This window comes from Enterobacter cloacae complex sp. SHL009, from assembly GCF_049237205.1.
Lineage (GTDB): Bacteria > Pseudomonadota > Gammaproteobacteria > Enterobacterales > Enterobacteriaceae > Enterobacter > Enterobacter cloacae_M.
In genome coordinates this window covers 1-25,014 of record NZ_JBMKIW010000012.1, presented here as the reverse complement: position 1 = coordinate 25,014, position 25,014 = coordinate 1, and the positions used below count along the sequence as shown (strand labels likewise).

Annotated in this window: 25 protein-coding genes and 2 pseudogenes; 12 read left to right on the top strand and 15 right to left on the bottom strand. The window is 50.9% G+C overall.

All coding sequences use genetic code 11. The features are described from left to right. Nucleotides 1-558 precede the first annotated feature (558 nt). Complete coding sequence (locus tag ACOTZC_RS20900; protein WP_421635990.1) at nucleotides 559-819, top strand: type II toxin-antitoxin system ParD family antitoxin; 261 nt, start codon at nucleotides 559-561, stop codon at nucleotides 817-819. Then, nucleotides 806-1,103 (top strand): annotated as a pseudogene (locus ACOTZC_RS20895) (type II toxin-antitoxin system RelE/ParE family toxin). The gene ACOTZC_RS20900 and the pseudogene ACOTZC_RS20895 overlap by 14 nt, the downstream one beginning before the upstream one ends. A gap of 812 nt (nucleotides 1,104-1,915) precedes the next feature. On the opposite strand, the gene ACOTZC_RS20890 reads toward ACOTZC_RS20895, so the two are convergent. Together ACOTZC_RS20890 and ACOTZC_RS20885 are read right to left on the bottom strand one after the other, a co-directional pair. Continuing rightward, entirely contained in the window at nucleotides 1,916-3,160 is a 1,245-nt protein-coding gene (locus ACOTZC_RS20890; RefSeq protein WP_248162996.1) for a hypothetical protein, read from the bottom strand. Next, entirely contained in the window at nucleotides 3,153-4,055 is a 903-nt protein-coding gene (locus ACOTZC_RS20885) for a hypothetical protein (protein WP_248162995.1), read from the bottom strand. Before ACOTZC_RS20885 ends, ACOTZC_RS20890 begins: the two co-directional genes overlap by 8 nt. 522 nt (nucleotides 4,056-4,577) lie before the next feature. On the opposite strand from ACOTZC_RS20885, the gene ACOTZC_RS20880 reads away from it, so the two are divergent. The 7 genes from ACOTZC_RS20880 (at nucleotide 4,578) to ACOTZC_RS20850 (ending at nucleotide 9,493) form a co-directional block, all read left to right on the top strand. Next, nucleotides 4,578-4,763, top strand: a complete 186-nt coding sequence (locus tag ACOTZC_RS20880; RefSeq protein WP_248169829.1) for a hypothetical protein — start codon at nucleotides 4,578-4,580, stop codon at nucleotides 4,761-4,763. Nucleotides 4,764-5,205: 442 nt separating this feature from the next. Continuing rightward, nucleotides 5,206-5,409 (top strand): host cell division inhibitor Icd-like protein, encoded by a 204-nt coding sequence (locus ACOTZC_RS20875; protein WP_072034156.1) that lies wholly within the window; start codon nucleotides 5,206-5,208, stop codon nucleotides 5,407-5,409. Next, on the top strand, nucleotides 5,406-5,639 hold the full coding sequence (locus tag ACOTZC_RS20870) for a hypothetical protein (RefSeq protein WP_248169828.1): 234 nt from the start codon (nucleotides 5,406-5,408) through the stop codon (nucleotides 5,637-5,639). The genes ACOTZC_RS20875 and ACOTZC_RS20870 overlap by 4 nt, the downstream gene beginning before the upstream one ends. A 5-nt stretch (nucleotides 5,640-5,644) precedes the next feature. Further along, nucleotides 5,645-6,496, top strand: a complete 852-nt coding sequence (locus ACOTZC_RS20865; RefSeq protein ID WP_348568882.1) for a Replication protein repL — start codon at nucleotides 5,645-5,647, stop codon at nucleotides 6,494-6,496. 658 nt (nucleotides 6,497-7,154) lie between these two features. Beyond that, entirely contained in the window at nucleotides 7,155-8,072 is a 918-nt protein-coding gene (locus tag ACOTZC_RS20860; RefSeq protein ID WP_050511221.1) for a RepB family plasmid replication initiator protein, read from the top strand. 616 nt (nucleotides 8,073-8,688) lie between these two features. After that, complete coding sequence (locus ACOTZC_RS20855) at nucleotides 8,689-8,958, top strand: DUF1778 domain-containing protein (protein ID WP_064790902.1); 270 nt, start codon at nucleotides 8,689-8,691, stop codon at nucleotides 8,956-8,958. A gap of 4 nt (nucleotides 8,959-8,962) precedes the next feature. Beyond that, entirely contained in the window at nucleotides 8,963-9,493 is a 531-nt protein-coding gene (locus ACOTZC_RS20850) for a GNAT family N-acetyltransferase (RefSeq protein ID WP_325814515.1), read from the top strand. Nucleotides 9,494-9,746: 253 nt separating this feature from the next. Here the strand turns inward: ACOTZC_RS20850 and ACOTZC_RS20845 are convergent, their stop codons facing one another. The 6 genes from ACOTZC_RS20845 to ACOTZC_RS20820 form a co-directional block, all read right to left on the bottom strand. Continuing rightward, nucleotides 9,747-9,950 (bottom strand): plasmid partition protein ParG, encoded by a 204-nt coding sequence (locus tag ACOTZC_RS20845; protein WP_049002001.1) that lies wholly within the window; start codon nucleotides 9,948-9,950, stop codon nucleotides 9,747-9,749. 11 nt (nucleotides 9,951-9,961) lie between these two features. Continuing rightward, nucleotides 9,962-10,585 (bottom strand): ParA family partition ATPase, encoded by a 624-nt coding sequence (parA, locus tag ACOTZC_RS20840; RefSeq protein WP_032639997.1) that lies wholly within the window; start codon nucleotides 10,583-10,585, stop codon nucleotides 9,962-9,964. Nucleotides 10,586-10,791: 206 nt separating this feature from the next. Next, the gene (locus ACOTZC_RS20835; protein ID WP_049001901.1) at nucleotides 10,792-11,178 is read right to left on the bottom strand and encodes a plasmid partitioning/stability family protein; all 387 of its coding nucleotides are present in this window, start codon (nucleotides 11,176-11,178) and stop codon (nucleotides 10,792-10,794) included. A 42-nt stretch (nucleotides 11,179-11,220) separates the two neighbouring features. Continuing rightward, entirely contained in the window at nucleotides 11,221-12,180 is a 960-nt protein-coding gene (parM, locus tag ACOTZC_RS20830) for a plasmid segregation protein ParM domain-containing protein (RefSeq protein ID WP_047626439.1), read from the bottom strand. A 1,655-nt stretch (nucleotides 12,181-13,835) separates the two neighbouring features. Then, nucleotides 13,836-14,138: a HigA family addiction module antitoxin gene (locus ACOTZC_RS20825; protein WP_047626395.1), complete on the bottom strand. Its 303-nt coding sequence runs from the start codon at nucleotides 14,136-14,138 to the stop codon at nucleotides 13,836-13,838. Beyond that, nucleotides 14,138-14,419 carry a type II toxin-antitoxin system RelE/ParE family toxin gene (locus tag ACOTZC_RS20820; RefSeq protein ID WP_047626394.1) on the bottom strand — a complete coding sequence of 94 codons (282 nt, stop codon included), beginning with the start codon at nucleotides 14,417-14,419 and terminating at the stop codon, nucleotides 14,138-14,140. Before ACOTZC_RS20820 ends, ACOTZC_RS20825 begins: the two co-directional genes overlap by 1 nt. A 473-nt stretch (nucleotides 14,420-14,892) precedes the next feature. Here ACOTZC_RS20820 and ACOTZC_RS20815 point away from each other — a divergent pair, with 473 nt between their 5' ends. The 3 genes and pseudogenes from ACOTZC_RS20815 (at nucleotide 14,893) to ACOTZC_RS20805 (ending at nucleotide 17,041) form a co-directional block, all read left to right on the top strand. Continuing rightward, on the top strand, nucleotides 14,893-15,033 hold the full coding sequence (locus ACOTZC_RS20815; RefSeq protein WP_348559417.1) for a hypothetical protein: 141 nt from the start codon (nucleotides 14,893-14,895) through the stop codon (nucleotides 15,031-15,033). 131 nt (nucleotides 15,034-15,164) lie between these two features. After that, a pseudogene (locus ACOTZC_RS20810) lies at nucleotides 15,165-16,130 on the top strand (ArdC family protein). Nucleotides 16,131-16,609: 479 nt separating this feature from the next. Further along, complete coding sequence (locus ACOTZC_RS20805) at nucleotides 16,610-17,041, top strand: hypothetical protein (protein ID WP_421635989.1); 432 nt, start codon at nucleotides 16,610-16,612, stop codon at nucleotides 17,039-17,041. A gap of 32 nt (nucleotides 17,042-17,073) precedes the next feature. On the opposite strand, the gene ACOTZC_RS20800 is transcribed toward ACOTZC_RS20805, so the two are convergent. From ACOTZC_RS20800 to ACOTZC_RS20770, 7 genes are all read right to left on the bottom strand, one after another. After that, on the bottom strand, nucleotides 17,074-17,601 hold the full coding sequence (locus tag ACOTZC_RS20800; protein WP_421635988.1) for a phospholipase D family protein: 528 nt from the start codon (nucleotides 17,599-17,601) through the stop codon (nucleotides 17,074-17,076). Continuing rightward, nucleotides 17,594-18,340: a MobC family replication-relaxation protein gene (gene mobC / locus ACOTZC_RS20795; protein WP_421635987.1), complete on the bottom strand. Its 747-nt coding sequence runs from the start codon at nucleotides 18,338-18,340 to the stop codon at nucleotides 17,594-17,596. The genes ACOTZC_RS20800 and mobC overlap by 8 nt, the downstream gene beginning before the upstream one ends. Nucleotides 18,341-18,355: 15 nt before the next feature. Then, a complete protein-coding gene (locus tag ACOTZC_RS20790) occupies nucleotides 18,356-20,254 on the bottom strand; it encodes a type IV secretory system conjugative DNA transfer family protein (protein ID WP_421635986.1) in 1,899 nt (632 codons plus the stop codon). 781 nt (nucleotides 20,255-21,035) lie between these two features. Beyond that, a complete protein-coding gene (locus ACOTZC_RS20785; protein WP_032640107.1) occupies nucleotides 21,036-21,434 on the bottom strand; it encodes an H-NS family nucleoid-associated regulatory protein in 399 nt (132 codons plus the stop codon). Next, nucleotides 21,431-23,632 carry a DNA topoisomerase gene (locus ACOTZC_RS20780; protein WP_421635985.1) on the bottom strand — a complete coding sequence of 734 codons (2,202 nt, stop codon included), beginning with the start codon at nucleotides 23,630-23,632 and terminating at the stop codon, nucleotides 21,431-21,433. Before ACOTZC_RS20780 ends, ACOTZC_RS20785 begins: the two co-directional genes overlap by 4 nt. Continuing rightward, a complete protein-coding gene (locus tag ACOTZC_RS20775; protein ID WP_421635984.1) occupies nucleotides 23,632-23,934 on the bottom strand; it encodes a hypothetical protein in 303 nt (100 codons plus the stop codon). The genes ACOTZC_RS20780 and ACOTZC_RS20775 overlap by 1 nt, the downstream gene beginning before the upstream one ends. Continuing rightward, the coding region (locus ACOTZC_RS20770) for a YadA-like family protein (protein WP_421635983.1) at nucleotides 23,935-25,014 on the bottom strand (1,080 nt) is incomplete at its 5' end. It abuts the gene before it with no gap.

The following is a 25,014-nucleotide window of genomic DNA, read 5'->3' as shown; positions in this document are numbered from 1 at the left end:
GAAGGATATGCGAAGCATATTCGGAATGATGGTCGCGCACCGGGTGTGTGCATATCCTTAGTATTGGCAGATGCACTGCATATGTATAGGGGTTGCATATGCAGATTAGTGGGATCGTCATGATGTCCTCAATGACGCCGGTGGGCGTGGTGGCCGGCGCGGTGATTGTCGTAAATGGCTTTAACACGATTTCACGGTAAGCCGCGCACAACCTCCTCGGTGATAAGCAGACGGAGGGAATATTCGCTGACGGCTCGATGGAGAGCGCTGAATTTCAGGGCTTCAACCGGCAGCAGGGCTGGGGACGTATAAGGCTGTCACACTCTTCAGCGAAGTATCCGGCGCGTATAGCCTGAGGCTGAAACCCGAAGCAAAACGGCTGTGGTACTGGACTAGGCCAGATTTCTTCAGGAAAGTATCCGGCACGCCACGTCCCGCAATGGCGCTTAAAATTGCGGGACGGCGGGTTAAAGCCAAATTTTGGCTAACATGCCGGAGATGGAAGTAAGCTGATATAATGATGTAAGAACAAATCTTACATTAAGAAACAGAGGGGTTATGGCCCGTACGATGACGGTGGACCTGCGCGAAGAGCTGCGCGAATTTATCGATTCCCTAGTTAAGGCCGGTGATTACCGTACCCAGAGCGAGGTCATGCGTGACGCGCTGCGGCTGCTGCGCGAGAAGCAGGCTGAATCCCGTCTTCAGGAACTGCGCGATCTGCTCGCTGAAGGGCTCGGCAGCGGGGAGGCGAAACCATGGAACAAGGATGCATTCCTGAATAATGTCAGGACCAGGGTGGAAAATGAAAGAGATTGAGCTGACACCGAAAGCAGAAGAAGATCTGGAAGCAATCTGGGACTACAGCTTCCGTAAGTTCGGGGTTGTTCAGGCGGATGCGTATATCGGGCGTATAGCAGCGGTGTTTGATGTTCTGGCCATGCATGACATCGGCACGCATCGCGCGGAGCTTGGCAGATAATATCTGCTCGCTGCCCGTGGAACAGCACATGATCTATTTTGTGTCATCACATTCGGTGATTACGGTCATACGTATTCTCAGCCAGTCTCAGGATACGGCGCGGCATGACCCCTGGAGATAACCAAGAAAAAATAAAATACATAAAAATAAAATATTTGATTGGCTAAATCTATCTTATGTTAAATAAATTCCATAAATATATACTCCATGGTTCACTCATGCTGCCACAGAAACAAGCATGATTTGCAGTTTTATATACCTCCCTTTTTTCGCGTGCACTCCTTCACCTGCCTCATGACTGTCATAGCCTGTTGCACCTTCTGGACAAGTTCCGAGCCGAGTATCCCGGGATCACCATCAATCTCACCTGCTACTTGTAATGCCGAGTGACCGCTGTAGTTTATGAGGCGATCATAAGATGCCTCTGTAGCCCTCCCCTCAAGCTTCATGGATCTGTACATATATCCTTCTTCTCGCAGCGAAGATCCGATTTCTCCCGAAGTCGGATCTTGAGCCACGGGCAGGCAGACTTACGCCCTGTCTTGTCACCGTAGAAAAGGCATAAAAAAACCGCCGGGAAGGCGGTCTGTATGCAGCTGACAGGGTGGATCACGAGATAGCGCTGGCCAGCTTGGCCGCAAATCCGATGAAAAAGAGACCGACCAGGGCATTTCCGGTTTCAGACAGTCTGCTGTGGCGCATCACGCCGCCAATTGAATAACACATCCCCGTCAATACGACTCCCGATGTACGCTTACGAGCAGGGGAAGAGCTTTTACAAACAAAAACCGTCCATGGTATTACACACCGATAACACCAATGCCAGCCGATAAGAATCAGCGCTCTTCTGCCGCAGGATAAACCCGTCATTCCTGTGCAGGGCTCTGCACAGCGTACAGGCCCGGTACTATCGGTACAGGATTCTTCTCAGCCCTAATCCACTGGCTCAGCTGACTTTTCCATATCGCAGCGTTCAGCATTTTTTTTCAAGTACAGATGAACATTAAGGGCAAGCAGAAGAAAAAGCAGGGCGGTATCAGCAGACAAAACCCAGGCAATCTCACCGGACTGCAACGCTGTACCTATAGTGGTCATCCCGAAGAATGTCACCACTGAACGCGGAACACGGAATGCAGCCATGGTCTGGCCATATTCACCTTCATGACTGGCAGCCCTGACCTGACCGGCAATAAAAATTGACCACCATACACCCGTGAGTTCAAGGCACAGGGCAAGAGAGGGAAGAAACCACGGCTTTCTGTCATAGTCCCAGAAAGTAAGTAAGGCCGCTCCCGAAAAAATAAACAAAAAGGTGCACAGAAAAAAATGCCACCGGAAGCTAACCGTAGTTTGCCCCACCGAGCGGGGATAAAACCACGATGCCAGGCTGTCGAGGACGCCGCTGATTGCTCCCAGAATAAAAACAGCAGCAAACGGTGTGGTACCTAATGAAAACGCAATAACGTCAAAATTGGTATTAAACGACGTCTCCGTAAACGCCATCACGCACATAGCCAGCGCAAGAAACCAGTTGCGTTTAAGACACCGGAAGGTCTGACGATAAATACCGGCGAAGTCTCTTTTTTCCGTTTCAGGGACAGACTCATCCGGACCGGCGCAGGTCTTACCGCGGATCAGGGGAAGAAGTGTAAGGGCCGAAAGGATGAAACAGCCGGCGGCCACCCTGAAAAACAGGGAGGGTGAATAGCGGTCATAAAAGGCGGCTAGTACCAATCCGGTGACGAAAACGGCGATCCCACTGATATATGACGCCACGGCTACACTCGTTTCATAATCCCTGTGAAGTTCAGGCAGCAGATACTGATTAACGATAATCGTCGCAAAATTTACGGTGAGGGAAAGGGATATAACCAGTACTGGTGTGACGACGGGCCAGAAATGCGACTGATTTCCGAAAGCGAAAACCAGAAAGCCACAACACGCCTGCGCAGTCATCAGCCAGAAGAACCGGTGACGGCTCCGATCGATGAGCCGCCCGGCCAGAGGCCCCCACACCAGGCTTGACAGCGCAGTTGAACCTATCAGCACTGAAATAACAAGCGGGTCGGTTTTTATTTTAACCAGATAGAAGGAAAAAAAACCCAGATAAAGGCAGAAGCCGAATGTGGACAACAGTATGAAAAGGCACAGCGTAAGCTGCCGGTAGCTCTTAATCATGCACATCTTCCCTATACAGAAAAGCATACTCCATCACCCGCTTTCTCCCGGCATGCTCAGCGGCGCGTATTGAAGGAAGGTTACTGCTTTCGATGGTTCCCCATAGCGATGCCGGTGTGCGGGGCGTGCTGAGAAAAGAAAGTAAGGCCTGTTGAGCGGAACCCGCAACATGCTTCCCGCGAAAGCGCGGAATAACGATCTCCTCGGTGATCCACAGTCCGGATATAAAAGCCCGGCGCGCGTTATCACAGATGATAAAACCGGCACGCGACCCCTCATAAACTATGATGAACAGGTTTCCGTCCTTAATGGCATCGCGAATGTCTTCTTCATCTGCAGGAAACACCTTATCCTTCAGGAAAGGATAGCGGGAATACGTCCCGGCATAGGCAAGTTCCAGAGCCTGAAGGCACCACTCAACAGACTGCTGGCAGGCTCGCTCAATGCTGACAGTATGGCCGCTGATAACAGCTTCTTTTTTTTCATCCATGCTGCCGCCGACATAGAAAAACTGATCGGCACGACCGCGCGTATCCTCAGACACAGGTCGGAGTACGCGGACTGAACGTGCGCCCATGGGATGCCATACGTCCAGTATTGAGGCCATTGCCCGCCGGGTCAGATGAGCAGAGCTGGCGACCAGATCAATGAACGGCTTCTTCAAATCACCGCCTCTGTATCTTGGCCCGGTGAGGTAGTCATTACCGTCGCAGGAAATGATTTTCTGAAGAAAAAAATCCTGAGGCAGACCGGTTTCCTGGAAAGGGAAATTTGATGAAAAATTGCTGTCCTCACACCAGAGCAGCTGTTCATCAATATAGTCTTTCATGCCGTTCCTGAGTAACCAGGAGTCAACAGGCAGCCTGCTGAACTGCTCAAGCATATAATCAAGCATTAACTTGTTCCTTTTATTTCAACGGGGGCCGCCCCAATTTCCACGGGGATACCTGTTTTATAGAGTTCCGGATCTTACCGAACCACCCCGGTGTGCTGTATCCACAAAACACAATATGTGCCACTCGGTCAGCTGAGATTAATTCTATATGTTGTGTTCCTCCCCACCCCTACTTCCCACCTCTAAACACCACAAAGCGACCCTTTGCTTATTCCGTTTGCGTGCTACACTTCCGGAAACTATGAGATAGCAGAAAAGTCGGATCACCAAGAACCGCGCTTCCGGTAATTTAATGATGTGGCAATATCCTGGCTTGCTATCACACAAGTAATGATTGCTACTGGGTAATTTAACGACGATCATCATCATGGATGTCACAAAAAAAACCAAGAGTGACTGTTGCACATGAACACATCTTTCCATGAAAGCGAGCGCGTCCCGGTTTCACTTGAAACTGTCTGGCGTGCGTTGACCGCACTGGGCCATCAACGGCTTTGGCTCCGCCCTCCGGATGAGCGGAGCGTGAACACCTGGCTAATTGTTACCTGGGACGGCCTGACGGTGGCCGAACGTATCCGGGCCACCGGCTCCTGGTGGCTGACCGGGGATGCAAATGCCATATACACCAATCCGGAACGGATCGTCCCTGACGGGCTGGAAGAGCTCATCTGGCTCTCTGTGCAGCGGCGAATGAAGGACGGATTCTGAGAACGTCATGAGATAAGTGGTGGCGGGATTAATTAATAATAAAAAACATGGCTGGCCGGTTTATCTCGATGAAGTGAAGAGCTGAATTATGGATTAAACCTGTATGAAGCTCGGAGAAGGAAGAAAAAAACTACTTGAATCCAACTGATTGTAGCGTTTATGATTTTTATGTCGTAGTAAATCCTACGGACGGGCGTGGAAACCCGGATAAATTGCCTGAGGCGACACAGACGCCATAGCGTCTTTTTTTGTGTCATCCACTACGCACAGCCATATCGATATCTGTATTGAATCTATGGTGACGCTGGTGGGGCCGACTTTGGTCGGGCCGGTCAAAACCTCCTTGGGCAGCCGGTATTTCCACCCCCATCAGCGTCACCGCCATACTGAGCGTGGAAACTCAGGCGGTGACCCTTAAATTTGCCTAAGGGGGACTGTCATTATGGCTACCATCACTACCCAAACTCACCCAGAATTCATCTGGCGCTTCTACTCTTGCCAGAAACGTCGTTATCACCTGGTCATTGCTCAGACCGAATCTGAAGCCCGTTCACAGCTTCCTGACTCACCGTGCATCTTCTCTTCCCGCTTTTCGCCTGAGCGCCCACCAGTGAACTACTGGTTCACGCAGGGGGCTACCGCATGATTGATCTCAACAGTATTCATATTGTCTCTTCAGGACATACTCTCTTCAGAGCTTTTTTCATCGTGGTTCATAACCGCTTTGTTCTGCCAGAAAACCCTTTTGTCTGGTGTGGAGTGGGCGCATACGGCTATGTTGAACGGTTTCTTGTCAGCAAAATAGTCATCTGCGTCTTCAAATCTGATCCGGACTACTACTGCAGCAGCGATTGTAGCGTTATCTCCGCGCAGTAACAGACATGTCCCTGCCCTATGGCAGGGGCTTGAGTACTTTTGATTTGAAGATTGGGTTTTACATGAGCAGAGCTACTAATTCAGCAGCCTTTAACGGCTACGAGCTGGCGTTTGTCGTCGGGCATTCTCGTTTGTCGCGAAGCACTGGGCACATCCTGGCACAATGCGCTAATCTTGCTGCCTGCACCAGCGACTATTTCATTCACAAATCGCACCGTACGATCGCAGAGGAAACTGGCTACAGCGTTTCAACGGTCCTCCGAGCTTTCCGTGAGGCGGTTAGTCGCGGTCTTTTGAGTAGTACCGTCGTTGTTGATGAACGTACAAACGCGAGGAAGGCTAATCTGTACCGATTTACACCAGGCTTTCTGGCGTTCGTGTCGCGCGTGAAGGAAAAACTGATAAGCGCAGGGCTAAAAATTTCGTCACCGATGCGTAAGCTGAAGCAGCTGGTAGATCAGGTTTTTGCTTTGTGCCCCCCCTGTCAAAATGAGCACCCCTCCCCTTGTCAAAATGACAGAGCTAAGAATAAGAGAACATCTTCAAGAACAACAAAAAGAGATATTCAGGGTAAGTCGAAAATGCTGTCGCCGGTTGTCACCAACAAGCAACTGTCGCATGCCATAGCTGCGTCAAAAGCTGCCGCAGCTAACAAACGCACTCACCTGGTCAACCAGTACCGCAACCAGCAGCGTGAAGTAATTGAGCGCTTGGCTCGAAAATATGCATACCTGCAACACAAGAGGGATAAAGACTTACCGGGGATTAGTGACTTTAGCAACGAACCTCGCACCGGAAGGTTGAAAGATGCCATAGATACCCTTGCTAGGGTACGGAGATTTCGTTCGGGAGGATAATAAAGAACTGTTAGAAACCTTGCCGTTCTACCGAACAGGTTTCCTGTTGCAGGACCCAGTTGATAAGTAACATGACTACTGCAACTAAACTAAAGATTGCAGTAATAAGTCCGAAGACAGCACACATATCTACCTATCTTTAGGTGGGAAACTCGTTGAAATGCTCTGATATCGAGACGGGGTTTTGCTGATAGCGTCGAGGATAAGAGTGATGGTATTGCATGTAATTTTCTAAGTGAAACCACCTTCATTTAGTTTCGTTTAATGAAGAGATCACTGTTAGTCAGTTGGCGTGATGAGGGAGATCGGTTAGGTATGCAGAACATTCTTAGATGTTTCCTATGGTTACGTTGTAGTTATTCACATTATCCACAATGTAGATCCAATAATCAGATCCCTTAAAGATCCTTAATTGATCCTAATAGTACCAAATAGATCCCGGTACGCTGAGAGCTGCGCCAGCTCTGGTCTGAGAGCTATTTTACGTGTTTGTAATCCGGATAAACGTGTTTATAAAGCGGATAAATATGTTTGTAAACCGGATTAATGTGTTTACAAAGCGGGTGAACGTGTTTATAAATCGGTTTTACTGTGTTTACAAACCGGATCCGTGGCTGAAACAAGATCGTAGCCGCTCGCACCTGTGGATATACGCTCTATGTCTAAGAAAGAACAGGAACTTTCTCTCGAAACTGTGTTAGAGGTCATTGGGGAAAATAAGAAACTCATCCCCACTAAAAACGCTACCGTCCAACCAGTTGCTTTGATGCGCCTCGGGCTGTTCTTACCCTCTTTGAAACGCAAGGGTAAGGATACGGGTAATATCAACATTGATGCCAGCAAAGAACTTCAAAGCCTGGAGCTGGCCCGGGCTGAAGGTTATACCGACATTCGGATCAGTGGCCCACGTCTGTCTATGGAGACTGATTTTAAGGTTTGGGTTGGGATCATCCTCGCGTTCTCTAAATATGGCCTCAATGGAAACACTGTAGAGCTCCCATTTAGCGAGTTCGCGACCTTTTGCGGTTATCTCCCCAAGGACAAGGATAAAAGCCTTAGAACGCGTCTGGCGGACTCTCTGGCCCGCTTGCGTGGGACGACGATCCGCTTATCGTCCGAGAGTGATAAACAAGGTGTCGTGTCCGGTTTGTTAAGCCGTGGTAAGTGGGATGAAGTAAAAGACACGATGGTACTCATTGCGGATGAGTCGCTTTGGGAGCTCTACCAGTTTGATCGGCAGGTTCTTATTCAGATGTTTATACTCCGGCAGTTGGCCAACAAAGGTACTGCACAGGCTCTTTATACGTTCCTGGAAAGTTTGCCCGAGAAGCCGATTCCTCTTTCGTTTGCTCGTATAAAGCGGCGTCTGATGCTTACTTCACCTAATAACCAGCAGAACCGGGTTATTAACAAGGCGATAGATGAGTTGAAAGCTGTTGGCTACCTTGATGGTGATGTTGTGAAGCGTGACGGTGAATGGCACTTACTCATAGCTAGCCGGACGCCACGCCCGGATATCAAGACAGTGCCAGGTGGTTATAAAGCGGATAAGAAAAACCAGGACGAAGACGAGTAACCCAAACATGTGTTTATAAGGCGGATGAAGTCACGTTTTGGCGTAGTACGGAGGATTTTTAAGCCCTTCAAATAGCCCTGTCATCCGCTTTATAAACACGAATGCAGTGATATCCATCCCTTTAGCTCTCCCCTGCTGTCTGAAAATCCGGTTTATAAGCACGCTCAACGTTTGTGTTTATCGATCCGCTTTATAAACACGATCCGATTTATAAACACACTTCTGCTCCATGCCTCTCTGTGATCCGGATTACAAACACAACCGCTTTACAAACACACTTCAACTCCGAAAAAACTTGCGAGCACCTTCGTAAATCACACATCCCATTAAATCTCCAGTTCATTTAGGTTCTAATGAGGTTTTTTGGGGATTTACTTCAACGGGGAGCTGGTCACAGCAACTACAACATTTCGTACGATAGCTGCCTTTGAATACAACTTGTAGTTGATAGTTTCATTTACCGCCCTTATTATCTATGTACGGTAAAATGCCGTACATATCTTGATTTCTGGCAATTTACAGGTGATAAGCCTAGACAAATTTAAGAGCAATCGGCTCGCACGTAAAAAGGAGTTGACCGCCCTTTTTACATCACGGGTGTTCGAGGAGAATGACCATGTCAGCACTGAAGAAACAGCGCATCGATCTTAGATTAAATGAAGACGATAAGAGCATGATCGAAGAAGCCGCGGCAATGACTAACCAGTCAATTTCACAGTTCATGGTTAGCACTGCCTCTGAACGTGCAGCGGTAATTATTAACCAGCACCGCCGCCTGACCCTCAACGAGGAGTCATGGAACGCGGTTATGGAAGCGATCAGTAACCCGCCAGCACCGAACGACCGACTGAAAAAAGCTGCTAAGCGTCTCCAGAATTTAGAGTGATAACATGCGAGGTTTAAAGGTAGAAATTTTTTCTGAGGAAGTTGAGTATGATGTAAGCAACTTCGATTGCGGTGAAGAGTATCTTAATACTTTTCTCACAGACCATCTGAAACGCCAACACATTGGTAAGTTTTTGCGTGGTTATGTGCTCGTCACGAGAGAGGAAAAACCTCGGGTTTTGGGGTACTACACATTGTCTGGGAGCTGCTTCGAAAAAGAGTATTTCCCGAGCAAGACTCAGCAAAAACGTGTGCCCTATAAAAACGTTCCCAGTGTAACGCTGGCGCGTTTGGCAATTGACAGTAGCATTCAACGTCAAGGGTATGGAGAAACACTTGTAACACATGCCATGAAGGTTGTGTATCACGCATCCCAGGCAGTAGGAATACATGGAATGTTTGTTGAAGCTCTCAGCGACGACGCCAAAAAATTCTACCTTGGCCTTGGCTTCATCCTGCTCAAGCGCGAAAATAGTAACGCCCTCTTCTATCCAACCAAATCGATAGAAGAATTATTCGAAGCCCAAGACGAATAAACAGAAGCCCCGCTAGTCGGGGCTTTTGTTTTATCTTAACAGCATAAGATTCAGGAATTCTATAATCTAATAATCATATGATTATGTGTTTATGAGATTATGTGTTTATGAGATGATGTTTTATGCCCTGCCTTTCAGCCAGTTCCTTACCAACTTAGTTACGACGTCCGTTATTTAAACGTCATAACATCTTAGAATTCTATTATTAAATACTCATGTGCTCATGTGCTCATGTGCTCACATGAGCATTTGTTTATGCCCTACCCTTCAGCCAGTCCCTTACCAGTTGAGTGACAACGTCCGTCATTTCAACGTCATCATCGACGCAAGCCTTCTTGAACTCCTTATGGAGATCTTCAGGGATGTTCATCTGCAGTCGTTTAGTGATGACTGACGGCTTCATTACGGCGTCAACGGCGGCTGGCGTGGCACGGTTCTGGCCAAGTTTCATTTTCATAGCGGGCTTGCTCATGCAGTAATCTCCAGAATTTCGTTCGTCAGTACATCAATCTCACCTTTTGCTGCGCCGTCATCCGTATCGAATACGGTACTGCCATCGAGCATAACTTTTACGTAAGCCTGACGCTGAGAGATAGACGTTCTGAAGGCCGGTACGCCAGTGTCTTCGATCGAGTCTTTCAGGACAGCAAGCATTTTGCTGTGCGGAATTTTCTTGGTGATGAGGAAGCGAGCTTCCACCGGTTGTAAGTCCTGACGAGCCTCAATAACTGCCAGAATTGCACCGCATGCAGCAAAGTCCAGTGGCGATGGGGTCACAGGGATAACGACCAAATCGGAAACCATTACCGCTGCAGAAGAAATGGCGGAGATAGCGGCTGCACCGTCAATGATTACATAATCATATGATTTTAAGGATTTGCGTACCTGGTAGACCTCTTTCTCACTGGCCGCTTCGGTCAGGTCAAATGCACACTTCTCTTCATCGAACCAGTTACTGATGCTCCCCTGGGGATCAGTATCTACGACGGCAACAGAGAACCCTTTGCGCTGGATAGCCGTAGCGATGTTGATAGTCGACGTCGTTTTACCTACACCGCCCTTCCCATTCAGAATCGCGATAATCTTAGCCATACACCCTCACATGATTGTTTGACTATATGATTATGTAATCATTTGAGTGTTTGCATACATAATCACACTGTATGTGTGAATATTAATCGGCGAGCATGAGTAAAGCAACATGGAATCATGTGTGCATGGAATAAAAAGATTATATGATTTTGTAATCATATAATCTTTTACTCATAGGGGGCATCCCTTGGACGAGCTGCTGGAGGTTAGTCTGGGAGCAAGTTGCGTAGGTTCCTGGCAGAGCCGATCGTTTTGGAAGACTCTTCGGATTTTACTACTTGTGGCTGTAGCGATAGGTCCATGCTGAGGAAAGCTCTAAGAACCGCTTCAATCTCTGTACCAGTTACTCCCGGCTTGAGCATTGAAGCCAAAACTGCTGGCAGTCGGCTATCGACTTCAGCGAGCGCCAGACCTGCAAGAGAAAACTGTCGCATGTGATCTTGGGTTTCACCCGGCAACTCGCTGAGTTTGTCAGCGGCGTATTGCTCATTAACAGCTTTTGTCGGGCGAAGGTAGAAACGAATGTCTTTACGTACTTCTGCTGCAGACGTGTTTTTACGTCCAGGAGCCTTACGCTCAGTTTTATCCGTCAAGTTGACCTCCTCTAAAAAAGGGGGCTTTTAGCCCCTCATTTCTTATCCTATAGCCTTCAGCCCGGTGACCAAGTCAAACTGCGGGTCGTTCGAAACAAAGAAGCGATCCTGCCGGATAGAAGTGTTATCGCGAATTGCGTCCGCAATTAGCGGTGCTCCGCCGCCAATGACCATAATATGTGTATAGCCATCAAAGTCTGCTACAACGTCAAGGACGCGGCGCTGCAGGCGAGAGATGGCTTGAGTCATGGCCTTTTTGACATCATCGAGAGCTTCAATCTCGTTGATATTATCGGATAGATAAGCATCATCATGACGATTAATGATCAGATTATCGACGTTAAAGCTGGATGTTTTTGTCTCTGCGCTAGCCAAAGCCTGTTTAACGGCTGATGTTACCAGTGACACACCCAGTTCCGAGTTACCATAGACACGAGAGATTCCCGTCATTTTGCCCACAACCAATGACACATCCAGGGTCGTGCCGCCAAGGTCGATGATAAGCATAGAATGAGATGTGCTTAGTTCGTCGGCCAGACCAACACCTGCTGGGATAGACTCAGGGCGAACCGTTACTTTTTCTATTATAAAACCTGCTTGCTTATTAAGCTCAACCGCGCGCATCAGGCTTTCTTTTTTGCGGTTGATGTTATCCATATTCGGTTGCGCATCTGTATCGAAAAATTCTGCTAGTGGCAGAGTCACTACGATTTCAACTGGCTGAGGAGCAATGCCACTGGTATGAAGCGCATGATGCACAGCAATAACGTTTAAAGGACTGTACTGCCAGGAGACATTGTTCGTTTCAAGAGCTGAAGGGCTAACCAAGTCATAAGAGTATTTCTCACCATCAAGAACGTAGTTATAAACCTTCCCTGAACCGAAACTTGCAGACCAGCCTCGTTTGAAACTATTAGGGCTAATGTGTCGGCGTTCGGTACCGTCAGAATCAGTCCAAAGCATTTTGATGTTGGTAGAGCCATCATCCATAAAAATCTTCATCGTTTCACTCCCGAAAATTTTACATACGCACACTTGCGTCATATGTGCGGAAATTTTGAGTATGATTTGTAATTTAGCAAACATTACCAGTGCTGTACATCTGTTCTTGCGTCATATTTGCGGATTGATTCTTTCTTGAACCCACTTCACGCGGCATATCTGCGGCGTAAAAGTGATTATGTTGTAAATCACTTACTCTATGAGATGGCGGGAATATGTAGGAAGCCGTTCGGATGCGATAGCATCAAAAGATTTGATTTGCTCTGGTCACGGTAGCTTTCTGCCGCTACAGGTTGCGTAGGTTATCCCGTGGTTAAAAGCCAATCTTAGTGTTTGGGAATAAATTACCTGAGCACAACTACGGCAACTTTGCATAACGTTGAGTTGCTATGCCACAAGGGCATGGTTCTAAATAAGTGGTCAAGGGGGAGTCTGAGTTGGTGATACCATGCTCTGTGGTTTAGTTAAAGCTATGGGCGGCTATCCTCAATACATCCGGCCTGGTTATGACTAATTCTGTGACTTACAGCATTACATCTGTCAGTGCATCAGAAGGTATTGCTGATATGCTCACATAATCATATGATTATGTGAGCTCGTCACTATTCTTTAAGGCAATACATTTCAGAGATTGCTCGCATCACAGAAACGATGCTTTTTATTACCGAATCGAGACCCTACTGACGTTATGCCTTGCGCGGTCGACTAAAACACTCATGTGAATACCCAACATACTTGTTTATTATGGTCGATCAGTGTAATTGGCAAACAAGCTTGTGTCCGTTACGAAGTGTAGGCTGCAGCAAATGATTCTGTGATTAAATGAGTGTGAGATTATATGATTATGGAATCATGAAATCACGTAAGCAAAGGAGCCTGTGAGTACGAGATGATTTGAGTTTATAAGCAACATCTAGTTTCTCGATATCTGATTCAATAATGAGCTATCGCACACCTTCATTCATTTTCCCGTTGCAATGTCCTGTTGATCGGGTACGCACATTTCTCCGTAATGAGGAATGTTGCCGTTACCGCAATTGGCACTTTCTTGAGGGGCCTCTGCTTAGTCATCTGAGCATTTTAAGAATCGCGGAGAAGGGGAGGGACGTATCGGCATCGAGAATTTTTTGGCGCCTAACTTTAGTGATCCACAGAATTTGGCCACTTTAACAAAGGTAATATGCTCATCTCTGGACATGACAGTAGCCTCAATGAAAAGAAGAAGTTTCAATGCATCATTTAAACGCGAATCCGTTTAAGTAGCCCTGGCCATAACTACACCGTTGCAGAGACTGCCAGCGCTATGGATATCGACTTTCTCAAACGGGTGAAATGCATTTATCTGGGAAAAACCACAGGTTCTCGCAACGTACAATATGTTAGATAGAGCGTTTTTTTACAAAAAAACTGCTGCTGCGGCTTCGAATATTTGACGCAATCTTACATACCTGGTGGGAGCTGACCCTGCGGTGCGAACTGAGGAACGCTCACATTTAAGTGAAGCAAAATTCCAAGATCATCGCCGGTTTCTAAAGCATTCGACCAGCCAAAATCCAAAGCCTCAGCAATGAACCAATCTTTTGCGTAAATAAAAAAGCCCCGCTTTAGCGGAGCTTCCTCTATGAGCAGTGATGAAGCTCTAATAAGGGCTTATATTAGTGTACGGCTACGTCACTTTTGACTGTAACCGGCACCACATGGGAGAGGTCGATCTCCTTACGGGCGCGGCTAAGGTCATAGGTCGCTTGCATTGCCAGCCAGAGTCGAGCTGCAATGCCTAAACCGGCCTCAAGTTTCAGTGCCATTTCAGGACTGATCGCCGCTTTACCAGCCGAGACTTTACTCAGCGCAGAAGGGGAAACGTCGAGGTTACGGGCAAGGGCGCGTAAGCTGATTTCGTTATCCTCCAGGTATTCGGTAATCAATCCCCCTGGGTGTGGGGGGTTGAACATCGTCATTAGTGGTAGTCCTCCAGATTCAGTATGTAGGCATCACCATCGATAAACTCAAAGGTGATTCGCCAGTTCGCCCGAACGGTGATCGCATAAAGATTCTTCTTATCGCCTTTCAGTGGGTGAAATTTGAACCCTGGATAGGCGCGGAAATCTTCTGTTGTCGTCGCTTCGTCTAACATCAGGAGCCGGATTTTTATTCTCTCAACATCCTTTGCCTGTACTCCGCTCGGATCGTCGTTCTCAAAGAGCTTTTGTAGCCCTTTGTGCTTGAAACTTTTTATCATTATTGATTCCCTGTTTCTCGACAGGAAACATTATAGCACGCGTTTCTCTTTGCGAAACACTTTTCTGAAAATAACTTGTGATACTGAGGAAGGTGCAAAGCCAAAAGAAAAAATGTACTTAAAAGATATGTAGACCGACACATACGTTTCTATCCACTGGTTCGCCCGGCGGGGCGTCCAGTGCCAGTTGAACTTGTGCAGGTCTTGGACAAAGGCAGCGGTTGTGACGGTCTGACGGCCATCCTGTCCGCGGTTGATGGCCGCACGCTAGGCAGCGTCAATTTCATAGCGTCGTGGCATCAGATTCACCTCCTTATGCTGTGTATATATACGGCATAAAGGACGGTGAAACTACTGCAAGTGATGGGGGAGTGCCGGTCAGAACGTCCCCGAAAACAAACCGCCCCCGGTTTCAGGAAGGGCGTACTGACCGGCAGCGGTAGTGTAACACCACGCGTACAAAGGCAGCACTGATGTCGTCAGTGCTTTTTTACCCGTACTCCCTGACGCTGAAGGGCAGTTTCACCCGTGCAGCTAAAGGGGCGGTAAGTCCGGGTGTGCACATCGTCATTCTCTCCTGTGAAGCCTTTCTCCTGCGCATCAGCTTCCGGTAATCGTCCCCCGTCACAACCTGGTCAGCAAGGGTGAATGGCACGCTGCGCGCCCCTGCTGACCAGAACGACTCCGGGCAGGCCGAACCGTCAGGCGATACGAAGACGAAATTCACACTGACGGAGAAACAGCCATGACGATGAACCTGCACAACCAGACAACCGCCCCTAAAGCTGCACAGGCGACCAGCGTATCCCCGCTGGAGCAGTCAGGCTCCTCAAAAACGAAATTTTCCAGGGGCAAAAGCAAAGCCCATTCGGGCGCGATCAAAACAGACCTGTACCAGACCGTGACGGACAGCATCATTGAAGCTCTTGAAAGCGGTGTTAAGCCGTGGGTGTGTCCGTGGGTTCGCAACGGCGCAGCGGCGGAATTACCGGCTAACTTCAGCACCGGCACGGCCTACAGCGGAATTAATATCATGCTGCTGTGGTGCAGTGCGGCAAAACAGGGTTTTCAGGACGCGCGCTGGCTGACCTACAAGCAGGCGCAGGATCTGGGCGGCCAGGTGCGCAAGGGTGAGCAGGGCACGACGGCCATTTTTTACAAGACGCTGGAGAAAGAGGACGAGGACGGGGAAATCGAAAAAATCCCGATGCTGAAAGCCTTTACCGTGTTTAACGTGGAGCAAATCGACGGGCTGGCCATCGAGAGCGTGCCGCGGCCGGTGTCGGAATTTGACCCGCTGCCGCAGGCGGAAGCCCTGATGACTCGGAGTGGGGCAAAAATCACCGAGCAGGGCGTAAAGGCGTTTTATCGTCCGGCCACTGATGAAGTCGTCCTGCCGGAGCGGTTTCGCTTTGCAGACGTGGCGAACTTCTAAGCGACCGGCCTGCATGAGCTGGTTCACTGGACGGGGGCAGCGTCCCGCCTCAATCGAGAAAAAGGCAATAAGTTTGGCTCTGAGGCGTATGCGTTTGAGGAGCTGATCGCCGAGCTGGGCAGCGCGTTTCTGATGGCAGATTTGGGGATTACGGGTGAGGTGCAGCATGAGAGCTATATAGCGTCCTGGCTGAAAGCTCTGAAGGGAGACAAGCGCTACATCTTTAAAGCGGCGGCAGCGGCGTCTAAGGCGCACCGCTGGCTAATGGACTGCTGACAGCTGAAGCCCTGCACGGCAGGGCTTCAGTATTTTTGAAGGAAAGAAAAGCAGGGAAGGGATTATATAAGTCGCTGTTTTTAACGAGTCGCAAACGCCGCCGGCCTCAGCTGCAGAACGTCCTGCAGCTGAGGCCGGCACGGGAAATTAAACCGGACAGATTCAAAAAAAAATGAACCCTTTTCAGGCAGCAGCCGTTACGTGTCCGGGATACGTAACGGCGCGATGTCTTTCGTAAAAAATGACGTAACGGCTTTCGCCGCCACAGCTAAAGTGGCGGTAAGTCCGGGTGTGCACATCGTCATTTTCTCCTGTGATGCCTTTCTCCTGCGTATCAGCTTCCGGTAATCGTCCCCCGTCACAACCTGGTCAGCAAGGGTAAATGGCACGCTGCGCGCCCCTGCTGAGCAGAACGACTCCGGGGAGGCCGAACCGTCAGGCGACACGAAGACGAAATTCACACTGACGGAGAAACAGCCATGACGATGAACCTGCACAACCAGACAACCGCCCCTAAAGCTGCACAGGCGACCAGCGTATCCCCACTGGAGCAGTCAGGCTCCCCAAAAACGAAATGTCCTGAAATCAAAACCGTCAAAACGGCGGTGGCTAAACTTATCCGCGACATCGAGGGCAACCTCTGCCAGCGTCTGGCGTACCGCGAAGCCGTTGAAGGACTGTGCCAGGAGGCGGCCAACCGTATCACGCAGTGCATGCATTCACGTAGTACAGGGCAGACGTTACGGGAGCTGCGCGAGCTGCTGTCGGTAACGCTGGACACCATTATCGTGGTGGATTTTGAAGGGGAGCAGACCCGACTTAACTATGGCGGGCGCTCGGCTGAAGACGTGATCGCCATGCTGAAAGCGCTGCATCTTGAAGGGCGTAAAGCCTGGCTGGAAGTGGAGTAAAAAAAAAAGCCCCGTCCGCAGACGGGGCTGATTCAGTACCGGGCATTCAGCGGGGTGCCCTCATTCCACAGGCGGTTAAATTCTCGCTGGTACGCCTCCGCCAGCTGCGGCGCGTCCTCGATCAGCAGCACGTTTTCCGCATTGCGCGAAACGGCGCTGGCCGTGTAGTTAAACGACCCGGTCTGGACACTTTTGCCGTCGATCACCATAAACTTGTTGTGCATGATGGCGTAACGGCCGTTAAGGTGTACCGGCACACCCTGGTTTATCAGATACGTGACGGCGGTGTAGCGGTCGCTGTTGGCCTTTTCGTCGGCCACCACGCGCACGGCCACGCCGCGCCGGTTAGCACCGGCGAGCGCCGTCGCTACCGGCTTACTGGTGAAGCTGTAGGCCGCGACGTCAATGCGCTGCCTGGCGTTCTTTATGGCGCCGAGCACGACCTCAAGGGCAGGGCTCCCGTCAGACGGCGAAAACCCCGGCGTCAGGACGGGCGCGGCAGTGGCGAACGCGGGAACACAGAGGGCGGCGGCCAGCACCAGAAGGGCGGTTTTACGCATAGTTGTCCAGCTCCAGTGTTTTCAGTTCGTCGAGGGTATAAAAGCGAAAGACATCGCGGTGTTTCGCCTCCAGAGGCACATGCTGGTTTTTCACGATCACGCTGGGAATGCTGTCGAAAATAATCTTCAGGGCACGCTTTTTCGCCTCGTCCGGGGTGACGTAAAACGCGTACCGCCATTTTTTATCGCTGATAGCCAGCAGGTGGCTCGCCATGATTGACTGATAGCGCGCCTTTGTCTTGATACGGCGTTCGGTTTCAACGGCGATCGGCCTGCCGTCAGGCAGGCTGATAAGACCGTCAGGGCGGTGTTTAACGCTGTACTGACTGAGGAACGTTGAACGATCGCCGTTAATCCATTCGGTTGCGCCGTTTTTCTCCAGCGTCAGGCGCACGAGCTGGTTATCAAGGTGATGGTCGAGTGACCAGCTCGTCAGGCGATAGGGTTCAAAGCGGGCAGGCATCACCTTATCGTCGTTCGTCAGGATCACGGCCAGACCGTCGGCGGTAATGCCCCACAGGGATATTCTGGAGGCGCGGGACTCATGCACGTATTTCTGAATCAGCCCCATTTTTTCTACTTTTCCAAGCAATCTTACTAATGATGTATGGCTTTTAAAGCCAAATACCATCATCAGTGTTTTGAAGTCACTGTATGTTTCTTCTTTCAAAAAATTCAGGAGAATGCGGATTTTTTCATGATTACGTTCCCGTCGTTCGGTATTGTTCATTAAGAGCATAAAGCCTCCTGAAATTTATAAATCCAGCAACGAATGTATTTCGTCATTTTGGGCGGGCTGTGATGCCATCAGCCACTCCTCGTCAGGCTGCACCTGAGGTGAGGGAATTGGCGGTACTGGTGTTTTCTTGATGGCCGTGGTGCTGTCGGGAAAAATGTCAGGTGCCGGAGCTGATGTATCAAAATCCAGATCCAGCACCGGTTTAACTTCAGCCACGGTAGCAGCTGCGACCGGCGGCAGGGAAAACAGCTCCAGCGGGGCTTTTTTAACCTTCAGCGGCGAGATTAACGACGGGAACGCGAGCGCGTTCTGGCTGAAGATATAGCTGACAAACTTCGGCAGATTCTGGAGCATATTGCTGTCGATGTAATAGCTTTCCGCCTGGCGCAGCATACGCTCGTTATCAACCTTTTCCGTCAGCACCGCCGTGGTGGTGACTTTCCGGCTTTCGTCATCGACTAAAATCGTGCCGGACATGCGCGCAATCCATTCGGCGGTATCAGGATCCTGAAGTTTATAAACCAGCTTAAACTTGCAGTTTTCCACCACCGCCCCGACCACCGCGTCGCCGTTTAAATCCGCCGGGCAGTCGCGCAGGTCGGCAATCGACTGGTGCGCCATTAAGATATGCACGCCCTTGTCGCGCGCCGCGCCTAACCCTTCGAGCGCCGGTTTTGACAGGTGATATTTCACCTCGTCCATAAAGATGGCTATCGGGCGGATATTGCCCGCCACGCGGTCGCGCAGCTCCGCGAGCTGGAACAGGCGAACTAAAGTCATGCGCTGGGCGGTAATGATTTTAGAGTTGCGCATCGAGCCGATGATGTAGCAGCAGCCGCCCTCGTCGAAAATCTTTTTCAGGGAAAAACCGCCGGGCGCATTAATGCTGTTGAGCATTGCCAGCTCCTCGGTTTTACCGTGAAAGGCCTTAATGGTTTCGCCGATGCCCTGCACGTAGTCGCCGTTATAAATATCCCGGATGGTCGCGCCCGTATTTTCGTTGACGAACTGCGCCGCCGTTCTGGCCGCCCTGCGGTCATCGATGCGGTAAAAATCCGCCGCCTCGCCTTTTTCCGCCAGGCTGAACCCGGCCACGAATAACTCTTCCAGATGGTCGGCGCTGATGCCGTCGATAAGGTTCATCTGGTATTCGCGCTTGTTCAGGTCGATAAGCACGAAGGGTTTTCCGGCGTCCGCGCAAGCCTTTTTATACAGGTGCGGTGCCCACTCGTCGTTTTTGGGGTCGAGCACAAAAACGCCCTCGTCGGCGAGGATGCTCTGATAAAGCAGAATACCGGTCACGACGCCTTTACCGGCACCGGTGGTGCCGATAATGTCGGCGTGCTGGGTCTGCCATTCTTTTAACGGAATATACTGCGGCTCGCCCTCGCGGCTCAGCCCGATAAAAACACCCTTATTCAGATCGATGTAATCCATCGGATCGTATTCGGTGGAGACGGGTAAAATCTCTTTTACCCGGCGAACGTCGGTTCTGCGGTCGCGCTCCATGCTGGTTTTTTTCACCATGCCGCGTTTGACCTTGTCAAATTCAGGCGAGATCAGACGCCGTAAAATCACGTGCAGAATAAACCCAGCGACGGTAAACAGCAGCGCCATTGTCCAGGCCAGCAGCGGCGGGCTGGCGATATCTTCCCGGCCATAAATGCGCTGTAAAAACCAGACGGCCACCGGCGCTATCGTGCCGAAAACAAAACAGATCATGGAAAGCAGGATTAAGATCCTTTGCAGAAACGTCGGCTTTTCCTGCCCGCCGTGTCTCGCAGAAAATATAAAAGGCAGCATGACGCCGGACAGCAGCGCTAACGCCAGCTGATGCGCCTGCAAAAAAGCAATAAAAGCCAGGACGGCATTTGCTATCGGCGACAGCAAATGATTCAGTTTGTCGAATATCACGATATTCTCCTGCCGTGTTTCTCGGCACATAGCCTCGGCACACACTCCCGTCACATCGTATGTGCCGGGAGTGTGTGCCGAGATAGAAGGGAAGGGGCAATGACCGCGATGCGGTCATTATCGCAGGAGGTATACTCCCGCGATCTAACGGCGTGCGGCATTCCGCGCGGGCTGGACGCCCTTACTGCATGTCACATGGGGGTAATGTCCTGGCTGAACGCCCGGCCAAAACCCCCAAAGTCAAAAGAGGCCACACCGTCGCGCGCTACGCGCGACCACCCCCTAAAAGACGCCTGTTTTGACCTTTTTCTTCGCCTTGTTTGTTCCTCACAAAGCGAATTAAAAGGAAACTAGGCTTTTTAGGGGGTGGTCGCGCCACGCTACCGGCTTTTGGCCGGAGACTTAGGCTCGACGGTGTGGGGGGCAAGCCCCCCAAATAAACCGACGCGTGGGCGCGTCTTTTTGCTCGCTGGGGCGGCAAAATTTATTCGGCCCCCCCCGGCTTTTTTCGGCTCACTTGGGGTGAGCGCTCAAAAGTGGGTTCGGCGACGCAAATTAGCAATTTCTTCGAAATTGAATTTACTCGCCTCTCACCACTGCGCTGATTTCACGTTCTGGGGATTAGCAATTTTTTCAAAATTGAATCCCCGGCCTCGCAAATCTTCGCAGCCTGAAAAGCGTCACACCCTGTGCGCCTGAGCAGGTTGCTGCTCACCTTAAAAAGCAAAAATATAAAACCGTTGTGGCTGCCAGAGATGCGATGATGATAATTCTTGCGAAACTATTCATTTGAGTTACCTATTAAAAAGCTTTCGAGGGTTTTTCCGGCGTCCAGTTCCTGCTGAATAAAGACCGGTACACGCCCCACGCCTGACCATGTTTTACGCACGCCGTGCTCAACATACTGGTATTTCGGTTTCCTTTTTGCCGACGATGGCGCGGCTGAATTGCCCGCCAGTTCAGCCGCCGAAAAACCTTCCGATTCAATGAGCGCCAGCAGTTCATTGCGCTTTTCCTCGCGCAGGCGGCGCTGATTTTCCTGCTTGATATGCTCTGCGCGCTTTTCATCAAGCGCCGCTGAAATACGCGCGCTCAGCTTCTCCAGAAAGGTGAAATCACTTTCACGTAAAAACTTTTTCAGCGCGCGCTCTGAGGTTAATTCGTCCTGGATACGGTTCATAATTTCAGCTCCTTCGGTACAGATACGTTCAATCCTTTCAGCGGATCGCGGGGTGGATATTCAAAACCGAGTTCCCCGGTTTGCGGATTTTTAAGGGTGACGATCATCGAATAGGTATCGTCGTTTTTCTTCGATTTAAAACCTTTAATAACGCCGGTTTTGCCTTTGCCGATTAACGTTTCGGCCTGTTTTGCTGTCAGCTTTTTGCCGCGCACTTCCAGCCAGATTTTGAACTGACAGCCGGTGCAGGCGCAGGTTTTCGGCGTCATAACCAGCTCAGCTCCGCACGACGGGCATTTTACCGCGAGGCGGTTAAGCGCCGTTTTAGCGGGCTGTTTTTCCGCCGCGCTGATGGCAATATCGGCGCTCTTAACCAGGCGGGATACTTCCGCGTAAAGACCATCAATAAACCGCTCAATGGTCATTTCGCCGGTTTCAACTGCGGCCTGTTTTTCAGCCCACACGGCGGTCATATCCGGCTGCGTCACCGAATCGGGCAGGGCATCAATTAACGCCAGCCCGGCGGCGGTCGGGATGAATTTGCCCTTTTCCACGGTGATGTAATCGCGGGTTTTCAGCGTCTCGATAATGGCCGCGCGGGTCGCCGGAGTGCCGATGCCGCCGTGTTCGTCTTTCTTGTCCTTATCCTTCTCCTTGAGCAGTTTTTTAATGCGCGGATCGGCGACAAAATCGGCCACGCGAACGAGAGCAGCGAGCAGGGTTGCCTCGGTAAACAGCGGCAGCGGTTTGGTTTTTTTCTCGGAAATCACCACCTCGCGGCAGGTTAATGTCGCCCCGGTTTGCAGACGACTGATGGCCTCAAACGCGCTGCTGTTTTCGTCCTCCTCGTCGTCTTCCTCCGCATCGCTAAGGAACGCCGTAAAACCCGTGTCCGTGGTTTTACGCGCCGAGACTTTAAACATTTCGTCACCGCATTTGATCTCCGCGATCGCCTCGTCATAGCGCTTTTTCGCCACGAACTGCGCGAGATAAAACTGCGCGATGGCGAGATAAACCGCCTTTTCCCTGTCGGTAAGGCGGCTTAAATCCGGCATGTTCGTCGTCGGAATAATGGCGGTGTGGGCGGTCACTTTTTTACTGTCAAACGCCGCGCTTTTCTGCGCCGTATCGGTGGCAAGGCCGTTAAAAACGTCGAGCGTTTTTAAGGCCGCCACCACCTGCGGCGCGTCGTTAAACTGTTCGTCGGACAGATACGAACAGTCGGAGCGGTTATAGGTAATGTATTTACCGTCCTTGAGCTTTTGCGTGATATCGAGCGTCTGCTGCGCGGTCAGTTTATGCCTGCGGTTCATATGCACCTGGAGGCGCAGCAGGTTAAACGGCAGCGGGGCGGCCGTGGTTTTTCCCCGGTCAGTGGCCGCCGCGAGCACGCTGGCCGGTTTTCCGGCCAGTGCTCTGGCGAGCCCTTCCGCCCAGGCCTTGTCCGTCAGGCGCTTTTTATCGTCAACCGGTGCGTATTCGGACGTCTGCCAGCGGGCGCTGACGACGTCCGTGCCGCTGACAAACTGCCCGGCGAGCTGGTAGTAAAACGCCTCGCTGTGTGCCTGATTGTCGCGCCACCGGCGCACAATCATACCCAGCACCGGCGTCTGGACGCGGCCAACCGAAATCGTGCCCTTATAGCCTTTATCACGGGCTTTCAGGGTATAGCAGCGGCTCATGCTGAAGCCAAAAATGGCGTCACCGGCGCTGCGCATCAGGGCTTTCAGATACATCCCACGAAAATCGCTGTTATCGCGCAGGGAATTGATGGCTTTTTTCACCGCTGGCGCGGTGTTGTCGTTAATCAGCGCCCGCTTCACCGGGCGCGTGTTACCGGCGAACTCCAGCACCTCGTCAACGAGGAGCTGGCCTTCGTCGTCCGGGTCACCGCAGTGGACAATTATTTTGATATCCGGGCGCTGGATCAGCTTCACCAGGGTGTTGGCCTGTTTTGCCACGCTCACTTTGGGCTGAAGCTTAACGGGGTACAGCTTCAGCGGCAGGGTGTCGAGCGACCAGGTGGCATAGGCCGGGTTAATCGTCTCCGGGGGCACCATTTCCAGCACGTGGCCGATGCAGTAGCTCACAATGTCGGTGGAGGATTCAAAATAACCGTCGTGGCGGGTAAAGTTGCCGCCGAGGGCTTTCACAATATCGGTCGCAACGGCGGGTTTTTCGGCGATAAATAGTCTCATTATTCCTGTTCCTTTCTTATTTCGGATAGCGTTACGCAGTACGCCTGATGCGCGTCATTGATGGCGCTGGCATCCAGACGAGAACCCTGTGATGCGGCAATCTCTAGAAAGATTGCCGCATCATCGCCGCTTAGCTTCGTTAGTACGTTTTGCAGCTCGTCCAGGACGCGGTAGTGGTAGATCTCGTAATGCAGCCCGCAGCCGCAGGCCGCATTTTTCTCCGTGCGGTTAATAAGGCTCAGGGCGCTTACGGAATCACCGCGCGTATGCGCCCAGGGGGGAGAAATAAATCCGGGCTTCATTTACCAGCCCCCGGCAAATCCAATGCCGACCGCACTGTTCCTGGATGAATCCCATGAAACATTGAGTCTTACGTTGGTGTTCGGGGATGTTTTGTAATTGACGCCGCCAGCAATCGCGTTGCCGTTCTGGTAATTACCCAGGCCGATACCGTAAGAAAATGAGTTTTCCGCGACATACGGAATCGACGCGATCGCGGTAACACCGGCAACACCGGCATTGAGACGCTTTTCTGCACGGTCAATTTTTGAATTGAGCTGTTTGAATCGCTGATTAGTCGAGTGGCTTAACGCATTGACGCGATTATCGGTATAGCTGGCAGCATTGCTTTCAGCCTGATTCGCTGCGTTTTGCGCGTAGTTAATGCTCTGGTCGTACTTTTCATTGGTATAGCTGTTGGATTGCTCAACTGCCGTTGAGGTGAGGTTATCAACGCGGTGATCCGTGTAATCCTTCGATTTATCGACCGCTGCGGCGGTAGCTGTGTCGGTGTAGTCCTTCGACTTATCGACCGCTGCGGCAGTGGCCGTGTCGGTGTAGTCCTTCGACTTATCGACCGCTGCGGCGGTGGCCGTGTCGGTATAGTCTTTCGACTTATCGACCGCAGCAGCGGTGGCCGTGTCGGTGTAGCTGTTAGCCTGGTTCAGCGTGCTGGCACTTGATGCGTCGGTGTAGCTGTTGGCCTGGTTCAGCGTGCTGACACTGGATGCGTCGGTGTAGGTGTTAGCCTGGTTCAGCGTGCTGGCACTTGATGCGTCGGTGTAGCTGTTGGCCTGGTTCAGCGTGCTGGCACTGGATGCATCGGTGTAGCTGTTAGCCTGGTTCAGCGTGCTGGCACTTGATGCGTCGGTGTAGCTGTTGGCCTGGTTCAGCGTGCTGGCACTGGATGCATCGGTGTAGCTGTTAGCCTGGTTCAGCGTGCTGACACTGGATGCGTCGGTGTAGGTGTTAGCCTGGTTCAGCGTGCTGGCACTTGATGCGTCGGTGTAGGTGTTAGCCTGGTTCAGCGTGCTGGCACTTGATGCGTCGGTGTAGCTGTTGGCCTGGTTCAGCGTGCTGGCACTGGATGCATCGGTGTAGCT

What these genes read in the sequence shown, in the direction of transcription:
- ACOTZC_RS20885 (WP_248162995.1), bottom strand. Translation starts at nt 4,055, where the DNA reads ATGCTTGATTATATGCTTGAGCAGTTCAGCAGGCTGCCTGTTGACTCC.
- ACOTZC_RS20820 (WP_047626394.1), bottom strand. Translation starts at nt 14,419, where the DNA reads ATGATAAAAAGTTTCAAGCACAAAGGGCTACAAAAGCTCTTTGAGAAC.
- ACOTZC_RS20865 (WP_348568882.1), top strand. Translation starts at nt 5,645, where the DNA reads ATGTCCCTGCCCTATGGCAGGGGCTTGAGTACTTTTGATTTGAAGATT.
- ACOTZC_RS20890 (WP_248162996.1), bottom strand. Translation starts at nt 3,160, where the DNA reads ATGATTAAGAGCTACCGGCAGCTTACGCTGTGCCTTTTCATACTGTTG.
- ACOTZC_RS20815 (WP_348559417.1), top strand. Translation starts at nt 14,893, where the DNA reads ATGTCGTCAGTGCTTTTTTACCCGTACTCCCTGACGCTGAAGGGCAGT.
- parM (WP_047626439.1), bottom strand. Translation starts at nt 12,180, where the DNA reads ATGAAGATTTTTATGGATGATGGCTCTACCAACATCAAAATGCTTTGG.
- ACOTZC_RS20805 (WP_421635989.1), top strand. Translation starts at nt 16,610, where the DNA reads ATGACGATGAACCTGCACAACCAGACAACCGCCCCTAAAGCTGCACAG.
- ACOTZC_RS20845 (WP_049002001.1), bottom strand. Translation starts at nt 9,950, where the DNA reads ATGAAAATGAAACTTGGCCAGAACCGTGCCACGCCAGCCGCCGTTGAC.
- ACOTZC_RS20855 (WP_064790902.1), top strand. Translation starts at nt 8,689, where the DNA reads ATGTCAGCACTGAAGAAACAGCGCATCGATCTTAGATTAAATGAAGAC.
- ACOTZC_RS20800 (WP_421635988.1), bottom strand. Translation starts at nt 17,601, where the DNA reads ATGCGTAAAACCGCCCTTCTGGTGCTGGCCGCCGCCCTCTGTGTTCCC.
- parA (WP_032639997.1), bottom strand. Translation starts at nt 10,585, where the DNA reads ATGGCTAAGATTATCGCGATTCTGAATGGGAAGGGCGGTGTAGGTAAA.
- ACOTZC_RS20870 (WP_248169828.1), top strand. Translation starts at nt 5,406, where the DNA reads ATGATTGATCTCAACAGTATTCATATTGTCTCTTCAGGACATACTCTC.
- ACOTZC_RS20900 (WP_421635990.1), top strand. Translation starts at nt 559, where the DNA reads ATGGCCCGTACGATGACGGTGGACCTGCGCGAAGAGCTGCGCGAATTT.
- ACOTZC_RS20875 (WP_072034156.1), top strand. Translation starts at nt 5,206, where the DNA reads ATGGCTACCATCACTACCCAAACTCACCCAGAATTCATCTGGCGCTTC.
- ACOTZC_RS20780 (WP_421635985.1), bottom strand. Translation starts at nt 23,632, where the DNA reads ATGAGACTATTTATCGCCGAAAAACCCGCCGTTGCGACCGATATTGTG.
- ACOTZC_RS20850 (WP_325814515.1), top strand. Translation starts at nt 8,963, where the DNA reads ATGCGAGGTTTAAAGGTAGAAATTTTTTCTGAGGAAGTTGAGTATGAT.
- mobC (WP_421635987.1), bottom strand. Translation starts at nt 18,340, where the DNA reads ATGCTCTTAATGAACAATACCGAACGACGGGAACGTAATCATGAAAAA.
- ACOTZC_RS20785 (WP_032640107.1), bottom strand. Translation starts at nt 21,434, where the DNA reads ATGAACCGTATCCAGGACGAATTAACCTCAGAGCGCGCGCTGAAAAAG.
- ACOTZC_RS20860 (WP_050511221.1), top strand. Translation starts at nt 7,155, where the DNA reads ATGTCTAAGAAAGAACAGGAACTTTCTCTCGAAACTGTGTTAGAGGTC.
- ACOTZC_RS20825 (WP_047626395.1), bottom strand. Translation starts at nt 14,138, where the DNA reads ATGACGATGTTCAACCCCCCACACCCAGGGGGATTGATTACCGAATAC.
- ACOTZC_RS20775 (WP_421635984.1), bottom strand. Translation starts at nt 23,934, where the DNA reads ATGAAGCCCGGATTTATTTCTCCCCCCTGGGCGCATACGCGCGGTGAT.